Origin of the sequence: Streptomyces sp. DT190 (assembly GCF_049846985.1) — a bacterium.
Taxonomy (GTDB): domain Bacteria; phylum Actinomycetota; class Actinomycetes; order Streptomycetales; family Streptomycetaceae; genus Streptomyces.
This window is the reverse complement of record NZ_JBNCNM010000004.1, coordinates 130,363-146,135: the sequence shown is the minus strand read 5'-3', so window position 1 is coordinate 146,135 and position 15,773 is coordinate 130,363. Positions and strand designations below refer to the sequence as shown.

At 71.0% G+C, this 15,773-nt stretch carries 12 protein-coding genes; 1 reads left to right on the top strand and 11 read right to left on the bottom strand.

The window, feature by feature from the left end; translation table 11 throughout:
• Positions 1 to 22: 22 nt before the first annotated feature.
• Entirely contained in the window at positions 23 to 907 is an 885-nt protein-coding gene (locus tag ACPXCS_RS10335) for a DUF4429 domain-containing protein (protein WP_425947317.1), read from the bottom strand.
• A gap of 80 nt (positions 908 to 987) precedes the next feature.
• Here ACPXCS_RS10335 and ACPXCS_RS10330 point away from each other — a divergent pair, with 80 nt between their 5' ends.
• Positions 988 to 2,586, top strand: a complete 1,599-nt coding sequence (locus ACPXCS_RS10330; RefSeq protein WP_425947316.1) for a beta-N-acetylhexosaminidase — start codon at positions 988 to 990, stop codon at positions 2,584 to 2,586.
• 123 nt (positions 2,587 to 2,709) lie between these two features.
• On the opposite strand, the gene ACPXCS_RS10325 is transcribed toward ACPXCS_RS10330, so the two are convergent.
• The 10 genes from ACPXCS_RS10325 to ACPXCS_RS10280 all read right to left on the bottom strand — a co-directional run bounded on the left by ACPXCS_RS10325 (position 2,710) and on the right by ACPXCS_RS10280 (position 15,765).
• On the bottom strand, positions 2,710 to 4,482 hold the full coding sequence (locus ACPXCS_RS10325; RefSeq protein WP_425947314.1) for an IucA/IucC family protein: 1,773 nt from the start codon (positions 4,480 to 4,482) through the stop codon (positions 2,710 to 2,712).
• Complete coding sequence (locus ACPXCS_RS10320; RefSeq protein ID WP_425947312.1) at positions 4,479 to 5,009, bottom strand: GNAT family N-acetyltransferase; 531 nt, start codon at positions 5,007 to 5,009, stop codon at positions 4,479 to 4,481. The genes ACPXCS_RS10325 and ACPXCS_RS10320 overlap by 4 nt, the downstream gene beginning before the upstream one ends.
• Positions 5,006 to 6,283, bottom strand: coding sequence for a lysine N(6)-hydroxylase/L-ornithine N(5)-oxygenase family protein (locus tag ACPXCS_RS10315; RefSeq protein WP_425947310.1), 1,278 nt, complete (start codon positions 6,281 to 6,283; stop codon positions 5,006 to 5,008). Before ACPXCS_RS10315 ends, ACPXCS_RS10320 begins: the two co-directional genes overlap by 4 nt.
• On the bottom strand, positions 6,267 to 7,709 hold the full coding sequence (gene desA, locus ACPXCS_RS10310) for a lysine decarboxylase DesA (protein ID WP_425947308.1): 1,443 nt from the start codon (positions 7,707 to 7,709) through the stop codon (positions 6,267 to 6,269). The genes ACPXCS_RS10315 and desA overlap by 17 nt, the downstream gene beginning before the upstream one ends.
• 166 nt (positions 7,710 to 7,875) lie before the next feature.
• Positions 7,876 to 8,730 (bottom strand): siderophore-interacting protein, encoded by an 855-nt coding sequence (locus tag ACPXCS_RS10305; RefSeq protein WP_425947307.1) that lies wholly within the window; start codon positions 8,728 to 8,730, stop codon positions 7,876 to 7,878.
• A gap of 121 nt (positions 8,731 to 8,851) precedes the next feature.
• Positions 8,852 to 9,895, bottom strand: a complete 1,044-nt coding sequence (locus ACPXCS_RS10300) for an ABC transporter substrate-binding protein (RefSeq protein WP_425947305.1) — start codon at positions 9,893 to 9,895, stop codon at positions 8,852 to 8,854.
• Between the two features lie 209 nt (positions 9,896 to 10,104).
• The gene (locus ACPXCS_RS10295) at positions 10,105 to 11,265 is read right to left on the bottom strand and encodes an acyl-CoA dehydrogenase family protein (RefSeq protein WP_425947303.1); all 1,161 of its coding nucleotides are present in this window, start codon (positions 11,263 to 11,265) and stop codon (positions 10,105 to 10,107) included.
• Between the two features lie 5 nt (positions 11,266 to 11,270).
• Entirely contained in the window at positions 11,271 to 12,221 is a 951-nt protein-coding gene (locus tag ACPXCS_RS10290; RefSeq protein WP_425947301.1) for a hydroxymethylglutaryl-CoA lyase, read from the bottom strand.
• Entirely contained in the window at positions 12,218 to 14,134 is a 1,917-nt protein-coding gene (locus ACPXCS_RS10285; RefSeq protein ID WP_425947299.1) for an acetyl/propionyl/methylcrotonyl-CoA carboxylase subunit alpha, read from the bottom strand. Before ACPXCS_RS10285 ends, ACPXCS_RS10290 begins: the two co-directional genes overlap by 4 nt.
• A 14-nt stretch (positions 14,135 to 14,148) precedes the next feature.
• Complete coding sequence (locus ACPXCS_RS10280) at positions 14,149 to 15,765, bottom strand: carboxyl transferase domain-containing protein (RefSeq protein WP_425947298.1); 1,617 nt, start codon at positions 15,763 to 15,765, stop codon at positions 14,149 to 14,151.
• Between the last annotated feature and the right edge of the window lie 8 nt (positions 15,766 to 15,773).

Below are 15,773 nucleotides of genomic sequence, written 5' to 3'. Positions count from 1 at the left end.
GCGAAGTAGCGCCCGGGCGGCATCACATCCGCTTGAGGACCGCCTGCTTGGCCAGTGCGAACTCGTCGTCCGTGAGCACGCCCGTGCGGTGCAGATCACCGAGCTCACGCAGCCGGCGCAGCAGGGCGTCATGGTCGTCCTCGGCGGAGCCGACGGCGGGGGCGGGCGGTTGCGGCCGGGTGTCCGGCGCGCCGTCGGCGGTGGCCCGGGCCGGGTGCGGGAGCCTGGCCTGGACCGCCGCCGCGACCAGGGCCATCAGCGGGTCCTTCTTGAAGCCCCACAGCTCCACCGCGTTCGGGTCGTACTTGGGCGGGGTCCCGGTCGGCGCGTTGCGCACGGTGAAGCGGAGGTGGCCGTTGTCCAGGCCGGCCGCCGGGTGCCACTCCACGCCCGTGACGTCGGCGAGCGGGAGCGTGCGGGTGCCGGCGGCGGCCTTGGCGTCCTCCGTCTTCCAGTTCCACTCCAGGCGTATGCGCTCGCCGTCGAAGCTCGCCGTGCCGTCCCCGGCGGAGACCGACAGCGGCACGGCCGGGCCCGGCAGCAGGTACTCGGTGACCGGGCCGGCCGGCACCTGGTCCAGCAGCAGCGCGTTGCGGACCTCGTCCGTGAAGTACTCGGCGACCCCGTAGCGGTCGGACTCGACGACCAGCTGGTACGGATCGTGGGGCTCGGTCAGCCGCCCGCCGGTGGCGAGGAGCAGCGGGTCGGCGCCGTCCCGCAGGCGCAGCCGCAGCCGTCCGCTCTTCTTGCCCTGCTCCAGTGAGATGCCCGCCAACGCGGCCAGCGGGACGACGAGTTCACCCAGTTCCCTGCGCAGCAGGCTGACGTTCCTGTCCCGTCCCGGGGTCAGCCGCAGGGCGTCGCCGTCGAAGATCCACGAGCCGTCCTTCTGGATGATTTCCGCCATGGGGTGGATTGTTCCACCCAGGTGCCGGGATAGTGGTCCAGACCTCTTGGAGCTCAACGGCTCACGGAAGGGACGGTTTTGTGAGAGACGGTCTTGTCAGACAGCACCACAGAACACTTCGCCTTCTCGGCTCCCTGCTGCTCGTCGCGGTGGGCGTCGGCGTCACCCAGGCCGCCCCGGCCCGGGCGGCGGACCCCACACCGCTCGACCGGGTCGTCCCCGCGCCGGCCTCGGCCGAGCCCGGCGGCGCCCCGTACCGGATCACCCGCGGGACGCACATCCGTGTCGACGGCTCGCGGGAGGCGCGCGGCGTCGCCGAGTACCTCGCGGACCTGCTGCGCCCCTCCACCGGCTACCGCCTGCCGGTGACCACGCACGGCCGGGGCGGCATCCGGCTCCGGCTCGACCACGGCGACTTCGGCCCCGAGGGCTACCGCCTCAACAGCGACGCCCGGGCCCTCACGATCAGCGCCAGGACGCCCGCGGGCCTCTTCCACGGTGTGCAGACCCTGCGCCAGCTGCTGCCCGCGGCCGTCGAGAAGGACACCGCCCAGCCCGGCCCCTGGCTGGTCGCCGGCGGCACCATCGAGGACAGCCCGCGCTACGGCTGGCGCGGGGCCATGCTCGACGTCTCCCGGCACTTCTTCACCGTCGACCAGGTCAAGCGGTACGTCGACCAGCTCGCCCTCTACAAGTTCAACAAGCTGCACCTGCACCTCAGCGACGACCAGGGCTGGCGCATCGCGATCGACTCCTGGCCGCGCCTGACGACCCACGGCGGCTCCACGGAGGTCGGCGGCGGCCCCGGCGGCTACTACACCAAGGCCCAGTACAAGGAGATCGTGCGGTACGCCGCCTCCCGCCACCTGGAGGTCGTCCCCGAGATCGACATGCCCGGCCACACCAACGCGGCCCTGTCCTCCTACGCCGAGCTGAACTGCGACGGCGTGGCACCGCCGCTGTACACCGGCACCGAGGTCGGCTTCAGCTCGCTGTGCGTCGGCAAGGAGATCACGTACGACTTCGTCGACGACGTGATCCGGGAGCTGGCCGCGCTCACCCCGGGCAGGTACCTGCACATCGGCGGCGACGAGGCGCACTCCACCAGCCACGAGGACTACGTGACCTTCATGGACCGGGTGCAGCCGGTCGTCGCGAAGTACGGCAAGACGGTGGTCGGCTGGCACCAGCTGACCGGGGCCACCCCGGCGAAGGGCGCGCTCGCGCAGTACTGGGGACTGGACCGTACGAGCCCCGAGGAGAAGGCGCAGGTCGTGAAGGCCGCGCAGAACGGGACCGGCCTGATCCTCTCGCCCGCGGACCGGGTGTACCTCGACATGAAGTACACCAAGGACACGCCGCTGGGGCTGTCCTGGGCGGGGTACGTCGAGGTGCAGCGGTCCTACGACTGGGATCCGGGGGCGTATCTGCCCGGGGTGCCGGCCGGTGCCGTGCGCGGTGTGGAGGCGCCGATGTGGTCGGAGACGCTGGAGAACTCCGGGCAGATCGAGTACATGGCCTTCCCGCGGCTGCCGGGGGTGGCCGAGCTGGGGTGGTCGCCGGCCGCCACGCACGACTGGGAGCGGTACAAGGTGCGGCTCGCTGCGCAGGCCGAGCGGTGGGATGCCCTGGGTGTTGCCTGGTATCGGTCGCCGCAGGTTCCGTGGAGTGCGCAGTGACGCGTCCGCGGGCCGGTGGGGGCTGAGCGCGCAGTTCCCCGCGCCCCTGGAGGGAGATGTCCTGGCCCCTGAAAAGGACGGGCCCCCGGTGGACCGTACACCGGGGGCCCGTCTGCTTCCGGGTCAGAACTCCGCGATCGGGTTCTTCAGGTTGCCCACCAGCTGCAGGGCGCCCGACGGGTCCGCGAGGTCCACCATCTGCTGGTTGTTGCGCAGTTGCAGGCGGTTCAGGCAGGACAGGGCGAACTCGGGGGCGAACATGTCGTACTGGGCGAACTTCTCGGCGAGTTCGGGCCTCGACTCCTGGTAGGCGCGGGTGACCTCCGCGACCGTGCGCCAGAAGTCGTCCTCCCGAAGGATCCCCTCGGTGGCGAGGTTCGCCGCGAGGAAGCGGAAGAAGCAGTCGAAGACGTCCGTGAAGATCGACAGGAGTTTCTTGTCCTCCGGGACCTCCACGCGCAGCCGCTCCACCGCCGGCGGCAGCACCGCGTCCGGGTCCATGACCGCGATCTCCTCGGCGATGTCCTTGTAGATCGCCCGCTGCACGACCCCGTCCTTCAGCACGAGGATGACGTTCTCGCCGTGCGGCATGAAGACCAGGTCGTAGGCGTAGAAGCTGTGCAGCAGCGGGGTGAAGTACGCCTGGAGGTAGCGGCGCAGCCACTCGGTGGGGGCGAGGCCCGACCGCTCGATCAGCGCGCCCGCGACGGAGGCGCCCTCGTCGTCGACGTGGACCAGCGAGGCCATGGTGGCCAGCTGCTCGCCCTCCTGGAGGGACGGCACCGGGCTCTCCCGCCACAGCGCGGCCAGCATCTTGCGGTACGGCGAGTAGCGGTCCGTCGCCTGCTCGTACTCCAGGTGCCGGTAGCCGACGGCCGCGCGCTCGCGGATGATCGACAGGCCCGTGGCCTTCAGCACCGGGTCGCCCTCGATGAGCTGGGCCAGCCAGTCGTTGATGGCCGGGGTGGCCTCCATGTAGGCCGCCGACAGGCCGCGCATGAAGCCCATGTTGATGACGGACAGGGCCGTCTTCACGTAGTGCTTCTCGGGGCTGGTCCGGTTGAAGAAGGTCCGGATGGACTGCTGGGCCAGGTACTCGTCGTCGCCCTCGCCCAGGCACACCAGGTGCCTGCGGGCGACCTCGGCGGCGAAGGTGACGGAGAGCTTGTTCCACCACTGCCAGGGGTGGACCGGGATGAGCAGGTAGTCAGCCGGGTCCAGGTCCTGCGCGCGCAGGACGCCGTGGAAGCGCTCGACCGTCTCCGCGCCCAGCTCCTGCCGCACGAAGGACTCGTACTCGATGCCGACGCCGGCCGTGAACGCCGCCCGCGAGCGGTGGGCCGCCAGCCAGACGAGCCGGACCGGGCTCGCCGTCTCCGGGGCGTACGACAGGTACTCGTGGATGCCGAAGCCGAGCCGTCCGTTGTTGGCGACGAAGCAGGGGTGGCCCTCGGTCATCGAGGTCTCGACGGTCTGGAAGTCGGCGCGGGCCAACTCGGCCGCCGTCGTCCTCGGCTTGGTGAGCTTGTAGCAGGTGCCGGAGAGGGTGGAGGAGATCTCCTCCAGGTAGACCGGCAGGATGCTGTCGCTCAGGCCCAGGGACTTCTGCAGCTCGATGAAGAAGTCCAGCGCGGCGAGCGGGAGTTCGGCGCCGTCCCGGTGACGGGTGATCGACTCGGCGTCGACCTGCCAGTGGTCCAGGGCGCGGATTGTCGCTGCGAAGGTGTACCGGGTCAGGCCGTCGTCGCTGCGGACGACGTAGGTGCCCTCGGCGGTGGCTTCCGGCGTGATGAGGCGCTCGTGCGTGAACTCGGCGAGCGCCTTGCGGATCAGGAGGCGGTTGGCCCGCGCCCAGCGGTGGGGGGACAGATGCGCCACGGCGTCGGACAGGGTCATACGGCTACTCCTCGGGCGGCCAGGAACTGTGCGCGGGTGCAGAAGCTCAGCAGCGCGCGCTTCTCCGGCTTCTGGATCTCGCGCTCGGGTACGAACCCGACGGCCTCGTTCAGGGCGTGCACGGCCTTGTTGTCCACGTCGGGCTCGACGACGACCCGCCGCACCGCCGGGTCCTCGAAGAGGTGGGCCATCACGGCGGTGATGACGGACCGGGTGAAGCCGCGCACGGGTGTGTCGGTCGGCGGGGTGAGGAAGTGCATGCCGATGTCGCCCGGCTGCGGCTCGTACAGGCCGACCAGCTCGCGGTGGGCCGGGTCGTACTTCTCCATCAGGAAGGCGGGGACACCGTCCTGGAGGCCGAGCTCGGCGTGGTGGTGCTCGTCGGCCGCGATCTCCATGTAGGCGCGCTCGACGTCCTCCAGTCTCGCGTCCTGCATCATCCAGAAGGCGGCCTTGGGGTGGGTGACCCAGGCGTGCAGGAGCTCGGCGTCCTTCAGCGGGTCGAGGGGGCGGAACGTGAAGGTCATACCGAGAACTCCTGGAACGCGATCGTCTTCTCCACCGGGTAGTACTCGGTGCCGAGCAGCTCGCGGATGATGTACGCGTTCCGGTACGGGCCCATGCCCAGGTCGGGGCTGGTGATGCTGTGCGTGTGGACGCCGGCGTTCTGCAGGAAGATCCCCCGGCCGGTGACGTCGACGGCGTAGTTGCGGGCCACGTCGAAGTTGCCCCGCGAGTCGTAGCGCAGGCGGTCGCGGACCGGCGCGAGGAACTCCGGCTCGGCGTACCGGTAGCCGGTGGCCAGGATCAGGCCCTCGGAGGTGAGCTCGAAGTCCTTCTCCTGCTCCTCCTGGCGGAAGGAGAGGGTGTACGTGCCGTTCTCGTACGAGGCCGCCGTCAGCGCGGAGTTGGTGAGCAGCCGTGTCGGGACCGGGCCGCCGAGGTTCTTCTGGTAGAGCAGGTCGAAGATCTCGTTGATGAGATCGCCGTCGATGCCCTTGAACAGGCCCTTCTGCTCGGCCGTGAGGCGGTAGCGGGTGGCCTCGGGCAGCTCGCGGAAGTAGTCGACGTACTCGGGGGACGTCATCTCCAGCGTGAGCTTGGTGTACTCCAGCGGGAAGAAGCGCGGGGAGCGGGTCACCCAGTTCAGGCGGTAGCCGTGGACGTCGATCTCGCCGAGCAGGTCGTAGTAGATCTCGGCGGCCGACTGGCCGGAGCCGACCAGGGTGATCGAGTCCTTCTTCTGCAGCTCCGCCTTGTGCTGGAGGTAGCGGGAGTTGTGGATGAAGTCGCCGCCCAGGCCCTGGCAGGCCTCGGGGATGTGGGGCGGGGTGCCCGTGCCGAGGACCAGGTGACGGGCGCGGTAGGTGTCCCCGGCCGTGGTCCGCACGACATAGACGTCGTCCTCGTACGTCACCTGCGAGACCGTCGTGCCGAAGCGGATGCTGCTCAGCTTGTTCGCGGCCCAGCGGCAGTAGTCGTCGTACTCGACCCGCAGCGGGTAGAAGTTCTCGCGGATGTAGAACGAGTACAGCCGGCCCTTCTCCTTCAGGTAGTTCAGGAAGGAGTAGGGCGACGTCGGGTCGGCGAGGGTGACCAGGTCCGACATGAACGGCGTCTGGAGGTGGGCGCCGTCGAGGAACATCCCCGCGTGCCACTCGAAGTCGGGCTTCGACTCCAGGAAGACACCGTCGAGTTCGGCGATGGGCTCGGTCAGGCAGGCCAGGCCGAGGTTGAAGGGGCCGAGCCCGATGCCCACGAAGTCGTGGGTGGTGGTCGGGTTGTCAGGACGCGCGGTCAAGGGATTCTCCCAGGTACTGCTCGGCGTGGCCGGCGATCAGGTCGAGGACGGCGGCGATGTCGGACGCCTGCGTCTCGGGGTTGAGCAGGGTGAACTTCAGGTAGTGGCGGCCGCCCACCTTGGTGCCCGCGACGATGGCGTCACCGGAGGCGAACAGGGCCTTGCGGGCGTAGAGGTTGGCGCGGTCGATCTCGGCGGGGTCGGTGACGTCCGCCGGGATGTAGCGGAAGACGAGGGTGGACAGGCTCGGCTCGACCACGACATCGAAGCGCGGGTCGGCGGCGAGCAGCTTCCAGCCCTCCCGGGCCAGCGCGCACACCTCGTCGAAGAGCTGGCCGATGCCGTCGGCGCCCATGGTGCGCAGCGTCATCCACAGTTTGAGGGCGTCGAAGCGGCGGGTGGTCTGCAGGGACTTGTCCACCTGGTTGGGGATACGTTCCTGCACCATCCGGCGCGGGTTGAGGTACTCGGCGTGGTACGTGGCGTGGCGCAGGGTCGCGGCGTCCCGCACCAGCACGGCCGACGAACTGACCGGCTGGAAGAAGGACTTGTGGTAGTCGACCGTGACCGAGTCGGCGCGCTCGATGCCGGCGATGCGGTCGCGGTGCTTCAGCGAGGCGAGCAGACCGCAGCCGTAGGCGGCGTCGACGTGCATCCAGGTGCCGTACTGGGCGGCCAGTTCGGCGATCTCGGGCAGCGGGTCGATGGAGCCGAAGTCGGTGGTGCCGGCGGTGGCGACGACGGCCATGGGGACGAGGCCGTCCTGCGCGCAGCGCTCCAGTTCGCGGGCGAGGGCGACGGTCTGCATGCGCTTGTCGTGGTCGACGGGGATCGAGACCACGGCGTCCTGGCCGAGCCCGAGGAGCTTCGCGGACTTCTTCACGCTGAAGTGGCTGACCTCGGAGGCGAAGATGCGCAGTTTCGCCAGGTCCTCGGTCTTGGCCTCCTCGCGGGCGAGCAGCAGCGCCTGGAGGTTGGACTGGGTGCCGCCGGAGGTGAACACGCCGTCGGCGTTCTCGCCGAGGCCGATGCGGGCCGTCGTCCAGTCGATCAGTTTCCGCTCGATGAGCGTGCCGCCGGCCGACTGGTCCCAGGTGTCCAGCGAGGAGTTGACGGCGGACAGGACGGCCTCGCCCAGCACGGCCGGTATGACGACCGGGCAGTTGAGGTGGGCCAGGTACCGCGGGTGGTGGAAGTAGATCGCGTCCCGGAGGTAGACCTCCTCCAGTTCGTCGAGCACCGCGCTGGTGTCGTGCAGCGGCTGGTCGAGGTCGATGCCGTCGATGCGGGGAGCGAGGGCGTCGACGGTGACGCCGGTGAACGGCCGGTCGGTGGCGGCGAGTTTGGCGGCCACCCGCTCGACTCCTTCGGTCACGGAGCGGCGGTACTGCTCCGCGGTGGTGTCGTTGAGCAGGTGCGAGCGCATGTGGGGGTCCTCCGGTGGGGACAGTCCGGTGCGGGACAGGAGCGGGCTGCTCCGCGGTTCAACTTAGGTAAGCCTAACCTAACTTCGATCACGGGGAACCGGGCCCTGCCGTGACCGTGGTCACTCAGGTCACGCAGAGAGCCGGATGTGATGGACAGGCGAACGGCTAGCCCTCGGCGCGCAGTTGCTCCTCGGTCACGCCGCGGCGCCAGTAGCCGACGAATGTGACCCGCCGCCGGTCGATCCCGCGCTCGCGCACGAAGTGCCGGCGCAGTTCCTTCACGCACCCGGACTCACCGGCGATCCAGACGTACGGGCGCTCGGCGGGCGGGAGTTCGGCCGCGCGGAGGGCGTCGAGGGCCATGGGGGACCCCTCGGCGCCCTCCCGGTCCCCAACCAGCCAGGTGATCTCGGCGTCGGCCTCGGTCACCAGGTCCTGGATGTCCCCGGCGTCCGGGACCTCCAGCCAGACCCGGGCCCGGGTGCCGGCGGGCAGCGACTCGACGATGGCCGAGGCGGCCGGCACGGCCGTCTCGTCGCCCCAGACGACCACGAGGTCGGTGTCCTCGGGCGGCCGGAAGCGGATGGCCCGGTTGTCGGCGACGGCCGGGCCGAGCAGCAGCACCCGGTCCCCGGCACCGGCCCGGGCGGCCCAGCGGGAGGCGGGACCGGCCTGGACGGAGGCACCCGGCCCGATGCCGTGCAGGGCGAAGTCGATGTCGATCTCGTCCGGGTCGCGGCGCAGCGCGCGCAGTGTGTACGACCGCATCACGGCCCGTACGTCGTCGGGCAGTTCGCGCCAGCCCTGCCACCAGCCGTCCCCGAGCTCCAGCGGCACGACCGGCTCGGGCTGTCCCGGGTGCGGCAGGAACAGCGACAGCGACTGGTCGCAGCCGTCGGAGTGGAAGGCGTGCAGATCGGGCCCGGTGAAGGTGACACGGACCAGGGACGGCCCGAGCCGCCTCGTCCGCACGACCTGGAGGGAGAAGAAGCGGAACGGGGCGGCTACGGCGGTGGTCATGGATGGGCTCCTGAGTCGTCGTCAGGGATGCGGGCGCGCCCTTTCGGGGCGCGGGGAACCGGCCGCCCGGCTCGTGCGGACCGCGGTCGCGGCCGGGCGGTGTCCTGGCGGCGCCGGGCGCCTAGCCGACCTTCTTCGCGGTCTCGATGGCCTTGGCCAGGTTCTCCACCAGCGGCACGCACTTGTCGTAGGACAGGATCGGCTCGGCCGAACGCGAGATGACCTGGCCGGCCCTGACGGCGGGCAGCTTCTTCCAGGTCGCCTCGGTGATGTCGGCCGGCTGGATGGCCGAGGAGCGGTCGTCCATCATGATGATGTCGGCCTGGTACTTGTCGACGTTCTCCCAGCTCAGGCTCTCGAACCAGCCGCCGCCCTGGGCCTTGGCCTTCTCCGGCGGCTCGACGAAGTTCACGCCGAGGGCCTTGAAGTACTCCAGGTCGATGGAGAGGTTGGTGCCGGAGACGTAGAACAGCTCCTGGCTCGCCGAACCGGCCATCACCTTGATGTCGGGGTGCGCCTTGGCGGCCTTGCGCAGGCGCTCCGAGGCCTCCTCGAACCGCTTCTTGGCGTCGGTGGCCTTGGCGGACTTCAGGTCGCCGCCGAGGGACTCGGCCAGCTCCCACATGCGCTGCAGCGGGGCGGTGAGCTGGCGGTCGTAGACGGAGATGCCGACGCTCGGGGCGAGCTTGGCGATCTTGTCCTTCGAGGCCTCGGGGATGTACCAGAGGGTGCCGGCGTCGTCGAACATCGTGGAGATCAGCACGTCGGGCGCGAGGGTCGCGTACTTCTCGACGTTGAACTGGTCCCAGGTGTTGCCGAGGATGGTCACCTTGCTGATGTCCATGTCGCCGGCCTGGACGTCGGGCTTGCCGTCCTGGGTTTTGGTGGGGCCGAAGACGCCCTTGACCGAGACGCCGTAGTCGTGCAGGGCGGCCGCGACGCCGGTGAACGCCACGATGTTCGCGGGCGCCTTGTCGAGCTTGACGGTCGTGCCGCGGTCGTCCTTGAAGGACCACGGACCGGACTTGGCACCGGCCGTCGATTCCGAGCCGCCGTCCTTGGAGTCCTCGCTGCCGCACGCGGTCACGAGGGCGCCGAGTCCGAGTGCACCACCGGCGGCGAGGAGGCCGCGGCGGGAGAAGCGGGCGGTTCTGGCGTTCGACATGGGTGGGTCTGCTTTCATACGTACGGAGCCACTGCGGGCGCGGCGGACAGCCGCTTGGCTGGAATCAGGCTTAGGTTAGCCTAACCTCAGATCTTGTCCAGGGGGGCCCTGGTATCCGTGCCCGAGGGGAGGCGCGGACATGCGGACGGGCGCAGTGATCCACATCACCGCGCCCGTCGGCGACCGGCTCCGACCGGTGGTGCCGCCGGTCAGCCCACCAGGCCCAACTCCCGGGCGATCAGCATCCGCTGGACCTCGCTCGTGCCCTCGCCGATCTCCAGGATCTTGGAGTCGCGCCACATGCGGGCGACCGGGTACTCGTTCATGAAGCCGTAGCCGCCGTGGATCTGCGTGGCCTCCCGGGCGTTGTCCACCGCGACCGTGGAGGAGTGCAGTTTCGCCAGGGCTGCCTCCTTCTTGAAGGGCTCGCCCGACACCAGGCGGGCCGCCGCGTCGCGCCAGGCGAGGCGGGACGTGTGGGCCTTCATCTCCATGTCCGCGATCTTGAACTGGATCGCCTGGTTCGCGGCGATCGGCCTGCCGAACGCGTGGCGTTCCTTGGCGTACTTGACCGACTCGTCGACGCAGCCCTGCGCCAGACCCGTCGCCAGGGCGGCGATCGCGATGCGGCCCTCGTCGAGGATGCGCAGGAACTGGGCGTAGCCGCGGCCCTCCTCGCCCAGCAGGTTCGCCGCCGGGACGCGCACGTCCGAGAAGGACAGCTCGCGGGTGTCCGAGGCGTTCCAGCCGACCTTGGAGTACGGGGCAGCGACCGTGAAGCCGGGCGTGCCCGACGGGACGATGATCGAGGAGATCAGCGGCCTGCCGTCGGGCTTGCGGCCCGTGACCGCCGTGACCGTCACCAGGCCCGTGATGTCCGTGCCCGAGTTGGTGATGAAGCATTTCGTGCCGTTGATGACCCACTCGTTCGTCGACTCGTCCAGACGGGCCGTCGTACGGGTCGCTCCCGCGTCGCTGCCGCCGTCGGGCTCCGTCAGGCCGAACGCGCCCAGCACTTCGCCCGAGCACAGGCGGGGCAGCCACTCCCGCTTCTGGGCCTCGGTGCCGTAGAGGTGGATCGGCATCGCGCCGAGGGAGACGCCGGCTTCGAGGGTGATGGCCACCGAGGAGTCGACACGTGCCAGTTCCTCCAGGGCGACGCCGAGGGCCAGGTAGTCGCCGCCCATGCCGCCGTACTCCTCCGGGAACGGCAGGCCGAACAGGCCCATGCGGCCCATCTCCCGGACGATCTCGTACGGGAACTCGTGCCGCTCGTAGAAGTCGCCGATCTTCGGCGCCACCACCTCGTGCGCGAACTCCTCGACCGTGCGGCGGAGTTCCTCCAGCTCGGGGGAGAGACGGTAGTCCATGGTGATCAGTGCTCCTCGGTGTCCTCGTGGGACAGGGCTCGGACGGTGCGGGACGGGCTGGGTCGGCCTAGTTGGGCGGCCATCCACGCGCTTGTGGCGACGAGGCGGCCGAGGTCGATTCCGGTGTCGATGCCGAGGCCCCGCAGCATCCACACGAGGTCTTCGGTGGCGAGGTTGCCCGTCGCCGACTTCGCGTACGGGCAGCCGCCCAGGCCGCCCGCGGAGGCGTCGACCGTCGTCACGCCCTGCTGGAGGGCGGCGAGGGTGTTGGCCAGCGCCTGGCCGTAGGTGTCGTGGAAGTGGACACCGAGGGCGGAGGAGGGGATGCCCGCCTCGGCCAGGGCCGCGAGGAGGGCGGCCACATGGCCGGGGGTCGCCACGCCGATCGTGTCGCCGAGGCTCAGTTCGTCGCAGCCCATGTCCGTCAGGGCGCGGCAGACCTTCACCACCTGGGGGACCGGGACCGGGCCCTCCCAGGGGTCGCCGAAGCACATGGACAGGTAGCCGCGGACGTGGACCGACTCCGCCTTCGCCCGGCTCACCACCGGTTCGAACATCGCCAGGGCCTCGTCCACCGTGCGGTTGAGGTTGGCCTTGGCGAAGGACTCCGTGGCGCTGGCGAACACCGCCACACGGCGGGCACCGAGGGCCAGGGCGCGGTCCAGGCCCCTCTCGTTCGGGACGAGGACCGGCAGGGCCACCGGGAGGTCGGCGATCTGGGGGAAAAGCTGCTCGGCGTCCGCCAGTTGGGGGACCCACTTGGGGTGGACGAAGCTCGTCGCCTCGATCGTCGTCAGGCCGGCGTCGGCCAGCCGGCGGATGAACTCCGCCTTGATCTCCGTGGGGACGGTCGTCTTCTCGTTCTGCAGGCCGTCGCGGGCGCCCACCTCGTGGATGCGCACGCGGGTGGGCAGGTCCCCGGCGGGGACGGCCATCGGGAGTCCCGGGACGGTCATGGCGCCGCCTCCTCGTTCGGTGTGATGACCGCCAGGACCTGGTCCATGGCGACCGTGGTGCCGGGCGCCACGTCCAGCTCGGTGACCTTGCCGGCGTGCGGGGCGGAGATGACGTGCTCCATCTTCATCGCCTCCACGACCAGCAGGCTCTGGCCCGCGCTCACCTCGTCGCCGACGGCGACCTTGACGACGGTCACCGTGCCGGGCATCGGGGCGGTGAGGGAGTCGGCGCCGCCCTGCGCCGACCGGGTCAGGGACGCGGCCACCGGGTCGTGGTCGCGCACGTGCCAGGCGTCGCCGTCGCGGCCGAGCCAGTCCGCGGCGCGGTGGAAGGTGTGCCGGACGCCGTCCAGGGTCACCGCGACCCGGTCGTCGGTGACGGCCGCCGTGCCGCGCGGGGTGTACTCCAGCGGGTCCTGCACCCGCAGGTGGAAGGCGGGCGGCTTGCGGGCGCCGCCCAGGCGCCAGCCGCTCGGCACCGAGAACGGGTCCGTCCAGCCGCCCGGCTCGGGCTTCAGGGCCTCCAGGCGTACGGCCGCCGCCGCCTCGTAGACCTCCTCGGGCACGTCCGCGGAGACCAGGCCCTCCACCTCGCGCTCGACCAGGCCGGTGTCCATGTCGCCGGAGACCACCGCCGGGTGGGCCAGCAGGCGGCGCAGGAAACCGGCGTTGGTCTGCACGCCGAGCGTGACCGTCTCCGCCAGGGCCGCGCGGAGCTTGCGCAGGGCGGTGGCGCGGTCGGGGCCGTAGGCGATGACCTTGGAGAGCATCGGGTCGTAGAGGCTGCCGACCTCCGTGCCCTCGGTGAGACCCGAGTCGGTGCGGACGCCGTCGCCCTGGGGCTCGCGCAGCCGCAGCACCGTGCCGCCGGAGGGGAGGAAGCCGCGGGCCGGGTCCTCGGCGCAGATACGGGCCTCCACCGCGTGGCCCGTCAGCCGTACGTCCGCCTGGGTGAAGCCGAGGGGCTCCCCGGCCGCGACGCGCAGCTGCCACTCGACCAGGTCCAGGCCGGTGATCAGCTCCGTGACCGGGTGCTCCACCTGGAGGCGGGTGTTCATCTCCATGAAGTAGTAGGAGGACGGGTCGGTGCCGGGGACGATGAACTCCACCGTGCCCGCGCCCCGGTAGCCGCAGGAGCGGGCCGCCTGGACCGCCGCCTCGCCCATCGCGGCCCGCGTCCGCTCGTCGAGGAGCACGCTCGGCGCCTCCTCGATGATCTTCTGGTGGCGGCGCTGGAGGGAGCACTCGCGCTCACCCAGGTGGACCACGTTGCCGTGGCCGTCGGCCAGGACCTGGATCTCGATGTGGCGGGGGCGGTCGACCCAGCGCTCCACCAGCAGGGTGTCGTCGCCGAAGGAGGCGCGGGCCTCGCGCCGCGCCGAGGCGATCTCCTCCTCCAGGCGGGTCAGGTCCCGCACCAGGCGCATGCCCTTGCCGCCGCCGCCCGCGCTCGGCTTGAGCAGCACCGGGGCGCCCAGGGCGCGGGCCGCCTCGGCCAGCTCCGGGTCCCGGCCGCCGGGCACCACCGGCACCCCGGCCTCCTGGACCGTCTCCTTGGCGCGGATCTTGTCGCCCATCAGCGCGATCGCGTCCGCCGGAGGGCCGATGAAGACCAGGCCCGCCTCGGCGCAGGCGCGCGCGAAGGCGGCGTTCTCGGCGAGGAAGCCGTAGCCCGGGTGGACGGCCTGCGCGCCCGTGCGGGCCGCGGCCTGAAGCAGGCGCTCCACCGAGAGGTAGCTCTCGGACGCCGGGGCCGGGCCGATCCGCACCGCCGTGTCCGCCTCGCGGACGTGCCGGGCGTCGGCGTCCGCGTCGGAGAAGACGGCCACCGAGCGCACGCCCATCGACCGCAGCGTCCGGATGACGCGTACGGCGATCTCGCCCCGGTTGGCCACCAGCACTGTCTCGAACATCGTCGTCCGTCCCCTCACATCCGGAAGACGCCGAACTGGGGGTCACCCAGGGGCGCGTTGGCGCAGGCGGTCAGGGCCAGGCCCAGGACCTGACGGGTGTCCAGCGGGTCGATGACACCGTCGTCCCACAGGCGGGCCGTCGCGTAGTAGGCGTTGCCCTGGCGCTCGTACTGGGCGCGGATGGGCGCCTTGAAGGCGTCCTCGTCCTCCGCGGGCCAGGACTCACCGCGGGCTTCGAGCTGGTCGCGCTTGACCGTGGCGAGGACCGAGGCGGCCTGCTCGCCGCCCATGACCGAGATCTTGGCGTTGGGCCACATCCACAGGAAGCGGGGGGAGTACGCCCGGCCGCACATGGAGTAGTTGCCCGCGCCGTACGAGCCGCCGACCACGACCGTGAGCTTCGGTACGCGGGTGCAGGCCACCGCCGTGACCATCTTGGCGCCGTGCTTGGCGATGCCGCCCGCCTCGTAGTCCTTGCCGACCATGAAGCCCGAGATGTTCTGCAGGAAGACCAGCGGGATGCCGCGCTGGTCGCACAGCTCGATGAAGTGGGCGCCCTTCTGGGCGGACTCGGCGAACAGGATGCCGTTGTTGGCGACGATGCCCACCGGGTGGCCGTGGATCCGGGCGAAGCCGGTGACCAGGGTCTGGCCGAACTCGGACTTGAACTCGGCGAACCGCGAGCCGTCGACGACGCGGGCGATGATCTCGCGCACGTCGTAGGGGGTGCGGGAGTCGACCGGGACCGCGCCGTAGAGGCCGTGGGGGTCGACCTTGGGCTCGACGGGCTCCGCGACCTCCCAGGGGAGGGCGCCCCGGGCGGGGAGCGTGGAGACGATCGTGCGCACGATGCGCAGGGCGTGCGCGTCGTTCTCCGCGAGGTGGTCCGTGACGCCCGAGACGCGGGAGTGGACCTCGCCGCCGCCGAGCTCCTCCGCCGTGACCACCTCGCCCGTGGCCGCCTTCACCAGGGGCGGGCCGCCGAGGAAGATCGTGCCCTGGTTGCGGACGATCACCGCCTCGTCGCTCATCGCCGGGACGTAGGCCCCGCCGGCCGTGCAGGAGCCGAGGACGGCGGCGATCTGGGGGATGCCGGCGCCGGACATGCGGGCCTGGTTGTAGAAGATCCGGCCGAAGTGGTCGCGGTCCGGGAACACCTCGTCCTGCATGGGGAGGAAGGCTCCGCCGGAGTCCACCAGGTAGACGCAGGGGAGGCGGTTGTCGAGGGCGACCTCTTGGGCGCGGAGGTGCTTCTTGACCGTCATCGGGTAGTAGGTGCCGCCCTTGACCGTGGCGTCGTTGGCGATGACCACCGTCTCGCGGCCGCTGACCCGGCCGATGCCGGCGATCACCCCGGCGGCCGGTGCCTGGTCCTCGTACAGCCCGTCGGCCGCGAGCGGGGCCAGCTCCAGGAAGGGCGAGCCCGGGTCGAGGAGGGTGTCGACGCGGTCGCGGGGGAGCAGCTTGCCGCGCGCGGTGTGGCGGGCGCGGGCCTTCTCGCCGCCGCCCCGGGCGGCCGCGGCCAGCTTGGTGCGCAACTCCTCCACGAGGGTGCGGTGCGCCTCCTCGTTGGCCCGAAAGGCCTCCGACGCGGGGTCTGCCGCGCTCGTGAGCTCCGGTGCCTCGTGCATCCTGCGGG

What these genes read in the sequence shown, in the direction of transcription:
- ACPXCS_RS10335 (WP_425947317.1), bottom strand. Translation starts at nt 907, where the DNA reads ATGGCGGAAATCATCCAGAAGGACGGCTCGTGGATCTTCGACGGCGAC.
- ACPXCS_RS10325 (WP_425947314.1), bottom strand. Translation starts at nt 4,482, where the DNA reads ATGACCCTGTCCGACGCCGTGGCGCATCTGTCCCCCCACCGCTGGGCG.
- ACPXCS_RS10320 (WP_425947312.1), bottom strand. Translation starts at nt 5,009, where the DNA reads ATGACCTTCACGTTCCGCCCCCTCGACCCGCTGAAGGACGCCGAGCTC.
- desA (WP_425947308.1), bottom strand. Translation starts at nt 7,709, where the DNA reads ATGCGCTCGCACCTGCTCAACGACACCACCGCGGAGCAGTACCGCCGC.
- ACPXCS_RS10305 (WP_425947307.1), bottom strand. Translation starts at nt 8,730, where the DNA reads ATGACCACCGCCGTAGCCGCCCCGTTCCGCTTCTTCTCCCTCCAGGTC.
- ACPXCS_RS10300 (WP_425947305.1), bottom strand. Translation starts at nt 9,895, where the DNA reads ATGTCGAACGCCAGAACCGCCCGCTTCTCCCGCCGCGGCCTCCTCGCC.
- ACPXCS_RS10295 (WP_425947303.1), bottom strand. Translation starts at nt 11,265, where the DNA reads ATGGACTACCGTCTCTCCCCCGAGCTGGAGGAACTCCGCCGCACGGTC.
- ACPXCS_RS10290 (WP_425947301.1), bottom strand. Translation starts at nt 12,221, where the DNA reads ATGACCGTCCCGGGACTCCCGATGGCCGTCCCCGCCGGGGACCTGCCC.
- ACPXCS_RS10285 (WP_425947299.1), bottom strand. Translation starts at nt 14,134, where the DNA reads ATGTTCGAGACAGTGCTGGTGGCCAACCGGGGCGAGATCGCCGTACGC.
- ACPXCS_RS10280 (WP_425947298.1), bottom strand. Translation starts at nt 15,765, where the DNA reads ATGCACGAGGCACCGGAGCTCACGAGCGCGGCAGACCCCGCGTCGGAG.